Origin of the sequence: Amycolatopsis sp. NPDC004625 (assembly GCF_040609695.1) — a bacterium.
In the GTDB taxonomy this organism is placed as follows: Bacteria; Actinomycetota; Actinomycetes; order Mycobacteriales; family Pseudonocardiaceae; genus Amycolatopsis.
On record NZ_JBEXKX010000005.1, the window covers coordinates 17,784 to 32,885 of the forward strand.

The following is a 15,102-nucleotide window of genomic DNA, read 5'->3' on the forward strand; positions in this document are numbered from 1 at the left end:
CGCGGTCCAGCCCTCAGCGCCGCCTTTCCAGCACCGGATCGGCCGCGGTGTCTCGGTGACCGGGCCGCGGCGCGGCGTGGTCGGCCGGTGCGCGCGGCAGCCGCAGCCGGAACGTCGTCCCGGCGCCGGGTTCGCTCGTCACCGAGACGGTGCCGCCGAGGTTTTCCACCGCCGTGCGGACGATCGTCAGGCCGAGGCCGCTGCTGCGGTTGCCTTCCCGGTGGGACCACTGCGGGGTGAAGATGCTGCCCAGGTGCCCGGGGCTGATGCCGAGGCCGGTGTCGGAGACCTCGAGCACCGCGTCCCCGCCCTCGGCGCGGGTGGCGACCGCGATGACGTCGCCGTCGCGGGTGAAGGCGACCGCGTTCTCGACGAGGCTGTCGAGCGCGGCCTGCAGCCGCTCCTCGTTCGTGACCGCGACGGCCTCCGCACAGTCGGTGCGCCAGTCGCGCTCGGCGACCGCGTGCCACCGCCGGAGGGTGCGGGCCGCGAAGGCGCCCAGGTCGACGGGGGAGCGTTCGACCGGGGAGTTCAGCTGCATCAGCGTCGTCAGGCCGGCGGTCATCTTTTCGAGCTTGGTCAGCTCGTCGAGCACGATGCCGGCGTCCTCTTCGGTCTGGTGGTTCTCGTGGGCGGCCCGGATCAGCTCGGCGTAGCCGCGCGCGACCGTCAGTGACGTCTTCATCTCGTGGGAGCCGAGCCGCACGAACAGGTCCTGGGTTTCCGCGCGCCGGTGCTCGGCCGCGGCCAGCAGCTCGGCCTTCGCCAGTGCCGCCTGCCGGCCCCGCACGTGCCACACCATGACCAGGAACACCGCGGCCATCAGCGGGATCTCGCTCGTCTCCTCGAGACCGATGTGCCCGGTCATCGCGTGGTGCCACAGGATCGCCCCGGTCGAGGCCGTCACGAAGACGAGGACGGCCAGCATGCCCCTGAGCGGCCAGGAATTGAGGCCGAAGACGATGGCGATGCTGATCCACACGAAGTGGAACGGGATCGTCTCGGCGCCGGGGAAGGTCCACATCAGCCAGAGGTTCACCGCGGCGAAGACGGCCCACCCGGCCAGGACGGCCCGCCTAGCCCGCGGAGAGGCAGTAACCCACATTGCGCACCGTCTCGATCCTGCGCAGCCCGTCCAGTTTGGACCGCAGCCGCCGCACGTAGACGTCGACCACGTTGCTGCCCGGGTCGAACTGGTAGCCCCAGACGTCGGCGAGCAGCTCGTCGCGGCTGCACACCTCGTCGGCGCGCTGCATCAGGTGGTTCAGCAGCAGGAATTCCCGGTGGGACAGCATGGTCTGCTGACCGCCGATCGACACGGTCCGGCGCTGGGTGTCCAGCCGCAGATCGCCCACCTGAAGGAATCGGGACGTGCCCGGCACGGCCGGGCCCGGGGTGCGCAGCCGCGCGCGGACCCGCGCCAGCAGCTCGGCGATCACGAACGGCTTGGGCAGGAAGTCGAGCGCGCCCGCGTCGAGCACCTGGACCCGGGCACCGATTTCCGGTACGGCCGACAGGACGATGATCTTCGCCTCCGGCTGCCGGTCGAGAATTTCCGTCAGCACTTCGGATCCGGGACGGTCCGGCAGCATCAGGTCGAGCACCACGAGGTCGTAGGAGTGGCCGACCGTGGCGGTGAGGCCGGCCGTCGCGCTGCCCGCCTGGTCCACGGCGTAGCCGGCGGACTGCAGGGCCCGCACCAGGAGGCTGCGCACGCGTTCTTCGTCGTCGATCACCAGGACACGGCTCATGCTCGTTCCATTCGCCGGACGGCCGGGCACAGGACACCGAGGCGGAGGTTCCCGTGTACCCGGAGAAGTCGCCTGGTCCGGCGCGGCCGTTACCAGCGTCGATAACGATCCGGGCACCCGGGTGAGTGCCGTGACAACCGGATGACGGCTCTGTCATCTGGGACGGCCGTGGCGGCGGTCGACCGCACGATCGGCGCCGGAGCGGTCCCGATCCGGGAGGATGACGATGCCCCGAACGACTTTCCGGTACGCGGTGGCACTGGTCGCCGCGCTCACCGCCATCGCGTTCTTCGTCCCCGTCGTCGTGGGCACGGGCGCGCCCGCCGCGCACGCGGCCCAGCCGGGGGCGATCACCCTGCACGTCCAAAGCGCGCGCACGGTCGGGGCCGCGCCGGGCCAGGTCCGCAAGGGCGACGCCGTACCGGCCTACCACTGGCTGATCGCCGGCGAGGACGTCGGGAACCCGCACGACACCACGCAGCACTGCCTGCCGGCCCGGGCGGGCGGCTCGGCCGGGTTCGCGACCGGCTGCCAGTGGCCGTCCGTGCGGTCCACGGCCGGTGCGGTGCCGATCATCGCCCAGGGCGACGAGACCGACCTGAACGACACCAAGGCCGTGCCGGACCTCCCGCCCGGCCGGTACCTGATCTCCGTCACCGCCGACGGCTACAAGATCGACGGCGCCCACTTCACCCTGGACGGCGGCACCCGGCGGGTGACCGTCGAGATGCAGCCCTACCCGCTGCCGCTGGGCACCGTCCGGGTGCGCGTCTTCGACGACTCGGTGCCGGTCGACGGCACCTACGAGGTCGGCGCGGAACACGGGCTCGCCGGGTTCACCGCCCACCTGTCCGATGTGCTCGGTGAGGTTTCCACCGACTACTACGGCAACCCGTTGTGCACCAGGTACGTGCACTCCGCACCGGACGCCACGCACCCGGCCGGGCAGATCGTGTTCACCGGCGGCAAGCCGCAGGTCGATCCCTCGTCGACGGGGAAGTGCCTGAGCGACGCCAACGGCGACGTCGTCATCCCCAACCTGGGCCCGGACCGCTACGCCGCCCAGATCGTGCCGCCGACCGGCACCGACTGGGCCCAGACCACGACCCTGGAGGGCGCGCACGACTGGGACATCTGGACCCAGGAGGGCGACACCGGCTTCGACACCGAGCAGACCGTCGGCGCCGAGCCGGTACCGGCGGTCGACTTCGGGTTCGTGCGGCCGAAGGCGCTGCCGGCCGGCCCGACCGGCGAGATCAAGGGCGTCGCCGTGCAGATCGACACCTACGTCGGCGGCACCAGCGGCGTGACCGTGCCCAACGCCGGGGTGGCCGGGGCCAGTGTCCGCGGCCCCGTCGACAAGCCGTTCGTCGCGCTGTCCGCACTCGGCGCGGGCGACCAGATGGTGTACATGGCGCGCGCCGGCAGCAACGGCGCGTACGACATCAAGAACGTGCCGAACGGTGACTACCAGCTCACCCTGTGGGACTACCCGCAGGAACTCATCCTCGACAGCTTCACGGTGACGGTGAACAACGGGCAGACCGTCGACACCGGGCAGAAAGGCCTCGTCGGCTGGCACACCGGCTTCACCGGCACGATCTTCGTCGACGCGAACGCCAACGGCAGGCAGGACCCCGGCGAAGCGGGTGTCCCGCAGTTCCCGGTCGCGCTGAAGGAACGCGACAACTCGGTGATGGACCAGGGCATCAACACCGTCACCACGGACGCCCAGGGCCACTACTCGATCCCGGAGGCGTACCCGCTGAGCAAGTTCCTCGTGCTGGAGGCGTTCAACACCCGGTACAAGACGACCGGCATCACCTACCAGGCCGACAACCAGCCGACGGCCACGACGCTGCTCGGCGCGGCCGTGGACGTCAGCGTGCTGCCGATCATCGGCCTGCACGGCCGGGTCGACTGGGGCGTGCAGCCCTACACCGGCGCCGACAACGGCGGGATCGTCGGCACGGTCACCTACGACACGACCCGCAACGAGCTCGACCCGCGCTACGCGGTGACCGAGACCTACCAGCCGGGCATTCCGGACGTCCCGGTGCACCTGTACGCGGTGCAGCGCGACGCGAACGGCGACCCGGTGAAGAACGCCGACGGCTCCGTGGCCCGCGGGCCGGAACTGGCCGACACCTACACCTCGGAGACCTGGCAGCAGCCCGCCGGGTGCGTCCCGCGCAAGTACGACGGCTCGGTGCTCACCGACCAGCAGGCCGTCGGGCTGCCGGACGTCGACCCGGCGTCCTGTGTGGAGGCTCCGCTGCAGGGCGTGCAGGTGCAGCCCAGCGACACCACACCGGGCAACTTCGGGCAGACGGTCAACGGCAACTACGGCTTCACGTCGTCGAAGCTGAACCTCTACCCGCCGGGCGACCCGCAGAACCCCGCGCCCGCGCACGATCTGCCGCTCTACGCCGACCTGGCCGCGGCCGGCTACGACGAGCAGACGCTCCTGCCCGACGACTACCTCGTCTCGGTCGACATCCCGCAGAACCCGGTCGGCGGCAAGCCGATGTACCAGGTGACCCGCGAGGAGGACGTCAACATCTTCGACGGTGACGGCTACCTGCCGCAGGAGAACTTCCCGCCGTCGCCGGAGCAGTCGGCCGACCAGCCGAACCCGGCGCAGCCGCAGCCGGACCCGGGTGCGCCGCCGTCGCAGGGCACCGGCATCGTCGCGCCGTGCGCGGGCGCGAACCACACCGTGCACGTCACCGACCAGGCCTACGTCGACGGCGGCGGCAGTCCCTTCGAGGGGCAGCAGAAACCGCTGTGCGACCAGAAGCTGGTCACCGTCCGGGGTGGACAGTCGACCGCGCCGAACTTCACCCTCTTCACGACCGTCCCGCTGCCCACCCACTTCTGGGGCCTGACGATCAACGACCTCGCGCTGTCCTACGACAAGCGCTCGGTCGAGTTCGGCGAGGCCGCGGGCCTGCCGAACGTGCCGATGGGCATCTACGACTTCAGCGGCCGGCTCGTGGACACCGTCGACACCGACTTCAACGGCTTCTACGAGGCCCTGGAGCCCTCGACGTCGACCTACAACTGCCCGCTGCCGGCCGGGCCGTGCCCGAACATGTACCGGTTCGTCGGCAACGACCCCGGCCAGCCCGGGCACGTCAACAAGAGCTACAACCCGCGCTTCCGCACGATCGCGACGAACTTCCAGGCCTGGCCGGGGCTGTACACGGTGACCGACACCGCGCCGACGCAGGTGGCGAACGTGGCGGTCGCCCCCGGCTCGACCCAGGTGAACCCGGTCGTGTGCACCCCACCGGACAGCGCACCGCAGATCTTCTCGGTGAGCCGCCCGTTCGTCCGCCAGAACGACGCCAACCGCGCGCTCACGCTGTCCGGCCTCGGCTTCGGGGCGGCCAAGGGCACCGGGCAGGTCGTGCTGACCCGGCCCAACGGCACGACCGTGAACCTCGCGACGACCAGCTGGTCGGACACCGCCATCACGGCCACCGTTCCGGCGGCTCAAGCCGCGGGCCAGGTCCAGGTGTCGGTGCGCAAGGCCGACGGCCAGACCACGGTCAACGGCATCGGCGTCCACCTGCTCGGCACCGGCTACAACCCGCGCGTCCTGCAGGTGAACCCGCCCACCGCGGCACCACCCGGCACCGGGTTCTCCACCGTGCAGGCCGCCCTGGAAGCCGCCTCGACCGGCGCCGGCCAGCAACTGGTCGTCGTGTGGCCCGGACCGCAGAGCCAGGACAACCCGCAGGGTGCCTACTACGAGAACATCGTCGTGCACTCCTCGGTGAAGCTGCAGGGCACCGGCCCGGGCGGGTTCCGGCCGGACGGCACCTACGTGCGCGGCTCGGTGCTCAACGGGCTCGGGTTCAACCCCGACCTGCCCGCGGGCGCGGCGTGGTTCGCCCTCGTCGGCGGCCTGCAGTACCAGGGCCCGGCGGCCGTGCCGGACTCCGCGGTGGTGACCGTGCTCAGCCCGGTCCGCGGCGGCAACACCGGCTCGGCGATCGACGGGTTCACCATCACCGGCGGCGCCCAGGCCGACTTCGCCACCAACCTCAACGACGTCTACGGCGGTACCAAGACGCCCGCCGGCGCTCCGGGCGCGGCCATCACGCAGGGCGGGGGCGTGTACGTCCACGCCGCGGTGAACAACCTGCAGCTGACCGACAACGTCATCGCCGGCAATGGCGGGTCCTACGGCGGCGGCATCCGCGTCGGCACGCCCTACACCACGGCGATCCACAACAGCGGCCTGGTCGTCTCGCACAACCAGATCCGCGACAACGGCGGCACCAACCTCGCCGGCGGCGTCGGGCTGTTCGACGGCACCGACAACTATTCGGTCGACCACAACGACCTGTGCGGCAACTTCTCCGCCGAGTACGGCGGCGGGATCAGCCACTACGGCCTCGGCCGCGGCGGCGACATCGGCCACAACCGGTTGTGGTTCAACCAGTCCTACGACGAGGCGGGCGGGATCATGCTCGCCGGCGAGTTGCCGGCCGATCCGAACCGGCCGTCCGCGGGCTCCGGCCCGGTGTCGGTGCACGAGAACCTGGTGCAGGACAACCTGGCCAACGACGACGGCGGCGGCATCCGGCTGCTGCAGGCGGGCACCGCGGCGGTGTCCATCGTGAACAACCTGATCACCGACAACATCTCCACCCACGAAGGCGGCGGTATCGCCCTCGACGACGCCACCAACGTGCGGATCGTGAACAACACCGTGATGAAGAACGTCACCACGGCCACCGCGATCACCAGTACCGGGCAACCGGCCCCGGCGGGCCTGTCCACGACGCTCAACAGCGCGCCGCTGCAGGCCACCCTGCCGGCGAACGCGCCGAAGTTCAGCAACCCGTTGCTGTACAACAACGTGTTCTTCGACAACCGGGCCGGGACCTGGAACGGGCTTTACGTCGCCGGGATCGCCTCACCGCAGGCCCCCGCGGGCGACCCGGTCCGGCACTGGGACATGGGTTCGGCTGACGCGGCCGTGGCATTGACCCCGACGAACTCGCTGCTGCAGCAGTACGACCCGGGTGTCACGCCGAGCGCGACGAACAAGATCGGGCTCGACCCGCAGGTCCGGGCGCCGTTCGACGTGTCGGCGACGATCCTCACCTCGCGCACGTTCCCGTCGTTCCGCGAAGCGGTGATCGTGGCGCAGAACGTCGCACCGCAGCTGCAGGGCGACTACCACCTGGCGGGCGCCGGCTCCCCGGCGAACGCCGCGGGCACCTTCGGCCGCACCTACAACGGCGGCCTCGTGCTCGCCCCGACCCTCGACTACGACGGCGATTCGCGGTTCTTCCTCGCCCCGGACGCCGGCGCCGACGAGTTCCCGCTGCTCGGTACCGCCAGGAGGGCGCAGTGACCACACCGGAGAAGAAGCGCGCCCTGACCCGCCGGGCCCTGCTCGGCGGCGGCGCGGGGGCCCTGGCCGCCGTGGCCGCCGCCCGGTGGCCCGGGCGGTCCGCCCAGCCCGCCGTCCGGGTGACCGCGGCGGCCACCGCACCGACCACGAGCCTGCACCTGGCCGCCACGGACGGGTGGGTGTCGATGCCGGCGGGCGCCCGGGCCAACGCGCCCTTCTGGCCCGACTCGCTCGCGCCGTCGCCGTTCGACCTCTACGTCTTCGGCTTCCGCGACGTCACCGGCATGGATGACGCCACCGTCAAGGCCCAGCGCGGGCACGCGCAGATCTCCGGGCCGCTCCTGGGCTTCGACGAGGGCACCGACATCCGCATCACGCTGACCAACCTGGGCCTGTCCCAGCGGCCGGACCTCGTCGACGGCCACACCGTGCACTGGCACGGCTTCCAGAACGCGATCCCGCTGTTCGACGGCGTCCCGGAACTGTCCATCTCGGTGCCGATCGGCCGGGACTTCACCTACTTCTACCGGCCGCACGACGCGGGCACGTACATGTACCACTGCCACTTCGAGGACGTCGAGCACGTGCAGATGGGCATGACCGGGCTGGTGTTCGTGCGCCCCGCGCAGAACGCGCACCCGGTGGCCGGGGACCCGCCGGGCACGAAGTACGCCTACAACGACGGAGACGGATCCACGCGCTACACGCGCGAGTTCGGCTTCATGATGACCGAGATCTGGTCGGAGGCGCACTACCGGGACGCGCACATCCAGACCACGGACTGGACCGACTTCGCGCCCAGCTTCTGGGCCCTGAACGGCCGCTGCTACCCGGACACCCTCGCGCCGAACGGCAACCCGGTGTCGACCGCGGCGGGCCGCCTCCAGTACCAGCCCAACAGCGCCCTGATCACCGCGAACGAAGGCGACCGGGTCCTGCTGCGGATGGCGAACCTCGGGTACCAGAACCACACGCTGACCGCCGACGGCATCGACCTGACCGTGGTCGCCAAGGACGCGGCCCTGCTGGCCGGGCGCGACGGGAGCAAGCACTACCTGACCGGCAACAGCGTCGAACTGGGCCCGGGGGAGAGCCGGGACGTCCTGTTCACCGCGCCCGCGCCCGGGACGTACCTGTTCTACGACCGCAACTACGCCTACCTGGACAACGGCGGTGGCGGCGGCTACGGCGGCCAGCTGACCGAGATCCGGGTCAGCCCGCGCGGCACCCTGCCGCCCCAGACCACCCCCAACGCGTGAGCGGGAGCGCAGCCATGATCCGCAAGCACCGCAAGGCCGCCGTGACCGCGGCCGTGGTCCTGCTCAGCACCGTGGGCGTCCTCGCCGCACCGGCTTCCTCCGGCGCCGTGAACGACGGCAGCCGCCGTCTCCCGTGCGAGGCGAACTCGGCCAACACGTTCTCCCTCGACGCGAAATCCGGGTACGTGTCGACCCCGGACGGGAACTCGATCTTCATGTGGAGCTACGCGCCGAGCACGCGTGGCTTCCAGCTGCCCGGGCCGACGCTGTGCGTCGACGCGGGCGTGCAGGTGACCGTCGTGCTGCACAACTCGCTGACCGAGCCGACGTCGATCGTCTTCCCCGGCCAGCAGCACCTGCGAGCCGACGGGCGCCCGGCGCAACCCCGGTTCGACGGCACCGGCCTGCTGACCTCGATGACCGACCCGGCCGCGGCCGGCGGCACCGTCACCTACACCTTCACCGCGGGCACGCCCGGGACGTACCTGTACGAGTCCGGCACCGACGTGTCGTTGCAGCGCGAAATGGGCCTGTACGGCGCACTGGTCGTACGGCCGCCGGGCGCACCGGACCACGTCAACGGCCGCGGCGACTCGGCGTTCGACCTCGACCGCGAGTACGTCTACGTGCTGTCCGAAGTGGACCCCGACCTGCACCTGGCCGTGGAGCGCAAGCGGGCCTACGACGTGACCAGGACCAAGGCGCGGTACTTCTTCATCAACGGCCGCAGCATGCCGGACACGATCGCACCGGACAACGCGGCCTGGCTGCCCAGCCAGCCCTACGGCGCCCTGGTCCACATCCGGCCGTTCGTCCCCGGCGACCCGAACAGCCGGCCCGCGCTGGTCCGGTACCTCGACGCCGGCTCGGTCAACTACCCGTTCCACCCGCACGGCAACGACCAGCGGGTGATCAACCAGGACGGGCAGCCCGCCGAGGGCGCGGGCGGCAGCGACGCCTCCTACGACAAGTTCCTCGTCGACGTCGCCCCCGGCCAGAGTGTGGACGTGCTCGACCAGTGGGTCGACGCCGAGCACTGGGACCCGGCGAGCAATCCGATCCCGGTGCCGCTGCCGCAGCTGCAGGACCAGATCGTCGGGCCCGGCACCGAGACGTGGTTCAGCGAGAACCCGTACCTCGGCGGCACCCCGGGCGAGCTGCCGGCCGGTGTGGTGCAGAACAACCAGTGCGGCGAGTACTACATGGTCGCGCACAGCCACGCGCTGGAACAGGCCACCAACTTCGGCGCCAGCTTCGGCGGCATGATGACGCTCGTGCGCATCGACCCGCCCGCCGGGTGCCCGGGCTCATGACCACCGCAGGCCGAAAGGACGGCATCCCGATGCGCACGAACGGACTGCGACGCCTGCTGGCGTCGGTCGCCGCCGGCGCCCTCGTGACCGCGGCGACGACCGCGCTCCCGGCCCCGGCGCTGGCCCTCCCGGCTCCGGCGGCGGAAGTCGCGGAGCCCGCAGCGGCCGGCGCGGGTGCTGCGGAAGCGGCAGCCGTGACACCGGCGGCCGTCACCGCTCCCGCCCCGGCCGCGGTGCCGCAGGGCCCGGTGACCGGCAGCGGCTGCACGGTCGCGGCCGGCGCCGCCATCTGCGACCTGTACGCCAAGCCGGGCACCCTCACGGTGTCCAGCACGGCGATCCCGATCTGGGGCCTGGCCACCACCGCGGCCGCCCCGGCCACCACGCCGGGCCCGGTCCTGGTGGTGCCGCAGGGCACCACCGTCAGCCTCACCATCCACAATGGACTGGCCGGCGCGCTCGGCCTGGCGGTACCGGGACTGCTCACCGGACCGGACGACCGGACCGGCGCGGCCGCGGGCGCGGCGAAGACCTACACCTTCACCGCGTCGCGACCCGGCACGTTCCTCTACGAAGCCGGGCACACGCCCGACGGCGCCCGGCAGACCGCGATGGGCGTGTTCGGCGCCCTGGTCGTCCGCCCCGCCGCCCCGGCGACCGCGTACGGCACGGCCGCGTCCGGCTTCGACGACGAAGCCGTGCTGGTCCTGTCCGAAGTGGACCCCGCGTTCAACGCCGATCCGCTGAACTACGACCTGCGCGCCTTCCGGCCGGCCTACCGGCTGGTCAACGGCAAGGCCTATCCGGAAACCGACCCGGTCGCGACCGCGCCCGGCCGCCGCGCGCTGCTGCGCTACGTCAACGCCGGGGTCGTCGCCCACGCGATGGGCGTGACCGGGACCGAGGAGACCGTGCTCGCCACGGACGCCCGGCCCGCGGAGAACCCGCGGCCGCACGTGTCCGACACGATCAACGCCGGCAGTACGGAAGACATGCTGGTCACCGTGCCCGGACCGGAGGACGGCGCGAAGTTCGCCCTCTACGAAACGGCGGGCCGCCTCGACACCGCCGGGCACCGCGTCGGCACCACGAACACGGTCGCCTTCGGCGGGATGATGACCTTCCTCGACACCGGGGCGACGCCGTCGACCACCGACATCGCGGGACCGGTGACGAGCAACCTGTCCGGTACCCCGGCCGCGGCGACCGCGCTGCAGACCGTCACCGTCCGCGCCGACTTCAGCGACGCGGCCAACGGCGGGTCGAACGTGACCCGCGCCGAGTACGTCGTCGACGACCCGTCGATCGCCGTCGGCACCGGCACGCCGTTCACCGGGGCCTTCGGCACCCCGGCGGTCACCGGGGCGACCGCGCAGCTGAACCTCACCACCTCGAACCCGCCCCTGACCACCGGCAAGCACCTCGTGTACGTGCGCGCCCAGGACAGCGCGGGCAACTGGGGCGTCGTCAACTCGTTCGTGCTGACGGTCAGCGCGTCCGGCCCGGTCACCACGGGCGGCTCGCTGACCCCCGACCGGGGCAACGTGACGACGGGGGTGGTCCTCCGGGCCACCGGGGACGACACGCTGCTGGGCGGGTCCATCGACCGAGCCGAGTACTTCCTCGGCGCCGCCGGCCCCGACGGGACCGGTACGCCGCTGGCGCTCACCCCGGCGTCCGTCGCCGCGGAGAGCGCGACGATCCCGGCGGCGGCGCTCGCCGGCCTGCCCGAAGGACCGGTCACGGTCTTCGTGCACAGCCACGACACGTTCGGCCTGTGGGGCCCGGCCCAGAACCTGACGTTCACGCTGGACCGCACCGCGCCGACCCTGGTCAGCGGGGTCGCCGAACCCAGTCCGAACAACGGGACCGCGGGGTCCGCGGTGGACTCGACGGCGATCAAGATCACCGGTGGCTTCACCGATCCGCCGTCCGGTGGCGTCAGCTCCGCGATCACCGCCGCCGAAGGGTTCGTCGACAACCCGGGTGGGACGCCGGGCACCGGGTTCGTCTTCGTCGCCGCGGACGGCGCGTTCGACAGCACCGCCGAGACCGCCTACGGGCTGCTGCCGCTGAGCCAGCTCACCGGGATGGCCGACGGGCTCCACCAGATCTACGTCCACGCCCGCGACGCGGCGGGCAACTGGGGCACCGCGGCCCCGGTGCCGCTGGTCCTCGACCGCGGCGGCCCGGCCGTCACGGCGGCGGCCGCCACACCGTCCACAGTGGTCCGGACGACGACCGCGCTGACCGTGACGGCGACGGCCACCGACGCGCTCACCGCCGTCACGGCGGCCGAGTGGTTCGAAGGCACCGACCCCGGCAAGGGCCTCGGCCGGCCGATGGCGGTGACCGGCACCGGCCCGCTGACCGCGTCGCTGCGCGCCGACGTCCCGCCGGGCGGGTTCGGGCTCGGACAGCACACGCTGTCGCTGCGCGCCCGGGACGCGGCCGGCAACTGGGGCCCGGTGACGACCGTGCAGTTCACCGTGTCGCAGTTGAGCAACACGCTGTTCGCCGACGGGTTCGAGAGCGGCACGACCCGGTCGTGGGCGGCCTCGACGGGCCCGGTCGCGGTGACCCCGGGCGCGGCGCTGTCCGGCGGCTACGGCCTGCAGGCGACCGCGGGCGGGGCGAACCCGGCCTACGTCACCGATCCCACGCCGCTCAACGAATCCGCCTACCACCTGCAGTTCCAGTTCCGGCCGGACACCCTGGCCACCGGAACCGGCACGGTGAACCTGGCCGCCGGGATGTCCGGTGGTGGCCAGCAGTTGTTCGCCGTCCAGTACCGCAAGTCCGCCGGAACCCCGCAGGTGCGGCTCGGCGCGCGGCGCAACACCGGCGCGATCGCCTACACCGCCTGGCAGAACCTGACGACGGGGACGAACACCCTGCGCGTCGACTGGGCGGCGGGCACCTCGGTCACCGAGTCGCTCACCGTCGGCACCGCCGTCCAGCGGCTGACCGGGTTCACCACCGGCACCGTCCGGCTGGAAACCCTGTGGCTCGGCTTGTCCGGTGGTGGCGGCGGAACCACCGGCGCCGCGTCCTTCGACGCCGTCCTGTCGACCCGGTTCACCCTGCCCTGACCGGCAGCCGTCTCTTCGAGGAGCACACGATGGGCAAGATGCGGGCACGGGGAGTGCGGCGCGCGGCCGTGGGGACCGCGGTCGCGGCGGCGGCCGGGCTGCTGCTGTGGGCCGCCCAGGCCCCGGCCGGCGCGGGCAAGCCGTACGCGGTGCCGTCCGACGCGAACATGGAGAGCAGCCTGGGCATCCGGGTGCAGCAGGCCGCGGTGGTGGCCGACGGCGGCATCGTCGAGCTGCGCTACACGGTGCTGGACTCGCAGAAGGCGAGCCGGTTCCAGAACGACGTCCACCACCCGCCGGTGCTGCGGAGCGAGCGGCGGCAGGGCGAGGTCTACCGGGCCGCGCTCATGAAGCAGGGTCACGAACTGCGGCCGGGCCAGACCTACTACATCCTCTACCTGAACAACGCCCACGCGATCCGCAGCGGCGAGACGCTCTCGATCGAGGCGGGCGGCTCGAAGCTCCCGCACGTCCCGGTGCGCTGACGTGTCCGCCCGGTCGGTGGCCGCGATCGGCGGCACCCTTCTTGCCCTGCTGGGGGCCGCGGTGCTGCTGGCCGGGCCCGCCGAGGCCCACGCCGAGCTCGGCTGGAGCGTGCCCGCCGACGGCAGTTCGGTGCCGGCCGCCCCCGGCCGGATCGAGCTGCACCTGACCGAGCCGGTCGAGGCCGCGGCGACGCGGGTGACGCTGCGGGACGACACCGGCCGCGCGGTGGCCACCGGGACGCCGGCCTCGGCCGCGACGGGACCGGAACAGCCGGCGACGCTGACGATCCCGCTGCCGCCGCTGCCCGCCGGGACCTACCGGCTCGGCTGGGCGACCGTCTCGAGCGACGACCTGCACCCGACCACGGGCACCCTGGTGTTCGGCGTCGACCGGCCGGTCGCACCCGCGACCGTCGGCGCACCGGCGGATCCGCTGCCCGCTCCCGGCGAGGTGGCCGCGCAGTGGGCGCTGTACCTCGGCTTCGCGGGCTGGGCCGGTGCCGTGGTCCTCACCGCGTTGCTGGGCCGGGCCGTGCTGCACCGCCGGTGGGCGGGCCCGGCCCGGCGCCGGTTGCTGCGCTTCGCCACCGGATCCGCGGTGTTCGCCGTGCTGGCCGGGGCGGCCGTGCTGGTGGTACGGGCCGCGCAGCTCGGAGGCGACCCCGTCGCGACGGCCTGGTCGCTGGTCGCCGGCAGCCCGGGCGGCACGCCGTGGCTGGTCCGCGAAGGGCTGCTGGCCGCGTCGGCCGTGACGGCGGTGTGGCTGCTCAGGAGCGGTCGCCCGGTGCGGGTGCTGCCCGCCGTGCTCGGGACCGGGACGGCGGCCGCCACGGCGTGGCAAGGACACCTGGCGGCCTCCGGTCCGCTGTGGCTGGCCACCGACACCGCGCACGTGCTCGCCGCGGTGGTCTGGGGCGGCACGGTCCTGGCCGCGGCCGTCGCCCTGCCCGGGGCGCGGACCGGGCTGTCCCGGCGTGCCGCACGGATCCTCCTGCGGCGCTTCGGGTTCGTCGCGCTCGGCGCGGTCACCGTGCTCACCGCGACCGGGCTGCTGCTGGCCGGTGACCGGATCGCGTCGGTCGACGCGCTGCTGTTCTCCACCTACGGCCGCACGATCCTGGTGAAGGTGTCGCTGGTGGCGATCGCGGCTCTCAGCGGCCTGTTCACGACGATCGTCCTGCACCGGCGGCGTGGCCGCCGGACCGGCCGGCTCGTCCGGGTCGAGGCCGCCGTCCTCGCCGGGGTGTTCGGGGTGACCGCCGGGCTGGTTTCGACCCACCAGGCGGCGGGCCCGCAGTGGCAGCCACCGGCCGCCTCGGCCGGCCTGACCGGATCCGCCCAGGCCGACGACCTGGTCGAGACCCTTTCGGTGCGGCCGGGCATCCCGGGCCGCAATTTCCTCACCGCCGGGGTGTTCGACACCCGCCGCCCCGCCCCGGCCCCGATCCAGGGGGTCACCTTCACCCTGCGCGGCCCCGCCGGTGGCGTCCGGATCGTGCCGGCCACCCCGGCGGAGAACGGCACGTACGTCGCGGCCGCCGATCTCGACGCGCCCGGCGCCTGGCAGGTCACCGCGATCGTCGCGCGTCCCGGCCTGGCCCCGGCCGCGCAGGACTACCACCCGCTCATCGCCCCGGCGACGCGCACCGCCCGCGAGCCCAGGGTTTCGCAGGACGCCCTGACCCCGGTGACCGGCCGGCTCGCCGCGCTCGTGCTCGCCGCGGGACTGGCCGCCGCCTTGGCCGCCCGGCGACGGCCGCCGGTCACCGGCCGCACGAAGGACCGGCTCGCGGTTCGCCGATGACGGGACCACCGGGAACCGCGGCGG

Annotated in this window: 8 protein-coding genes; 6 read left to right on the forward strand and 2 right to left on the reverse strand. The window is 72.9% G+C overall.

The window, feature by feature from the left end; all coding sequences use genetic code 11:
* Positions 1–13: 13 nt before the first annotated feature.
* Together ABZW17_RS07205 and ABZW17_RS07210 are read right to left on the reverse strand one after the other, a co-directional pair.
* Positions 14–1,024 carry a HAMP domain-containing sensor histidine kinase gene (locus tag ABZW17_RS07205; protein WP_354810590.1) on the reverse strand — a complete coding sequence of 337 codons (1,011 nt, stop codon included), beginning with the start codon at positions 1,022–1,024 and terminating at the stop codon, positions 14–16.
* A gap of 52 nt (positions 1,025–1,076) precedes the next feature.
* Positions 1,077–1,751 (reverse strand): response regulator transcription factor, encoded by a 675-nt coding sequence (locus ABZW17_RS07210; protein WP_354810592.1) that lies wholly within the window; start codon positions 1,749–1,751, stop codon positions 1,077–1,079.
* A gap of 226 nt (positions 1,752–1,977) precedes the next feature.
* Here ABZW17_RS07210 and ABZW17_RS07215 point away from each other — a divergent pair, with 226 nt between their 5' ends.
* The 6 genes from ABZW17_RS07215 to ABZW17_RS07240 are packed head-to-tail and all read left to right on the forward strand — an operon-like array spanning position 1,978 to position 15,078.
* Positions 1,978–7,125 carry an SdrD B-like domain-containing protein gene (locus ABZW17_RS07215; protein ID WP_354810594.1) on the forward strand — a complete coding sequence of 1,716 codons (5,148 nt, stop codon included), beginning with the start codon at positions 1,978–1,980 and terminating at the stop codon, positions 7,123–7,125.
* Entirely contained in the window at positions 7,122–8,384 is a 1,263-nt protein-coding gene (locus ABZW17_RS07220; RefSeq protein ID WP_354810596.1) for a multicopper oxidase domain-containing protein, read from the forward strand. Before ABZW17_RS07215 ends, ABZW17_RS07220 begins: the two co-directional genes overlap by 4 nt.
* A gap of 14 nt (positions 8,385–8,398) precedes the next feature.
* Positions 8,399–9,697 carry a multicopper oxidase domain-containing protein gene (locus ABZW17_RS07225; RefSeq protein ID WP_354810598.1) on the forward strand — a complete coding sequence of 433 codons (1,299 nt, stop codon included), beginning with the start codon at positions 8,399–8,401 and terminating at the stop codon, positions 9,695–9,697.
* A gap of 29 nt (positions 9,698–9,726) precedes the next feature.
* The gene (locus ABZW17_RS07230; protein ID WP_354810600.1) at positions 9,727–12,789 is read left to right on the forward strand and encodes a multicopper oxidase domain-containing protein; all 3,063 of its coding nucleotides are present in this window, start codon (positions 9,727–9,729) and stop codon (positions 12,787–12,789) included.
* 38 nt (positions 12,790–12,827) lie between these two features.
* The gene (locus ABZW17_RS07235; protein WP_354810602.1) at positions 12,828–13,274 is read left to right on the forward strand and encodes a hypothetical protein; all 447 of its coding nucleotides are present in this window, start codon (positions 12,828–12,830) and stop codon (positions 13,272–13,274) included.
* Between the two features lies 1 nt (position 13,275).
* Entirely contained in the window at positions 13,276–15,078 is a 1,803-nt protein-coding gene (locus ABZW17_RS07240) for a copper resistance protein CopC (RefSeq protein ID WP_354810604.1), read from the forward strand.
* Positions 15,079–15,102: the final 24 nt, after the last annotated feature.

What these genes read in the sequence shown, in the direction of transcription:
- ABZW17_RS07205 (WP_354810590.1), bottom strand. Translation starts at nt 1,024, where the DNA reads ATGTGGACCTTCCCCGGCGCCGAGACGATCCCGTTCCACTTCGTGTGG.
- ABZW17_RS07210 (WP_354810592.1), bottom strand. Translation starts at nt 1,751, where the DNA reads ATGAGCCGTGTCCTGGTGATCGACGACGAAGAACGCGTGCGCAGCCTC.
- ABZW17_RS07215 (WP_354810594.1), top strand. Translation starts at nt 1,978, where the DNA reads ATGCCCCGAACGACTTTCCGGTACGCGGTGGCACTGGTCGCCGCGCTC.
- ABZW17_RS07225 (WP_354810598.1), top strand. Translation starts at nt 8,399, where the DNA reads ATGATCCGCAAGCACCGCAAGGCCGCCGTGACCGCGGCCGTGGTCCTG.
- ABZW17_RS07230 (WP_354810600.1), top strand. Translation starts at nt 9,727, where the DNA reads ATGCGCACGAACGGACTGCGACGCCTGCTGGCGTCGGTCGCCGCCGGC.
- ABZW17_RS07235 (WP_354810602.1), top strand. Translation starts at nt 12,828, where the DNA reads ATGCGGGCACGGGGAGTGCGGCGCGCGGCCGTGGGGACCGCGGTCGCG.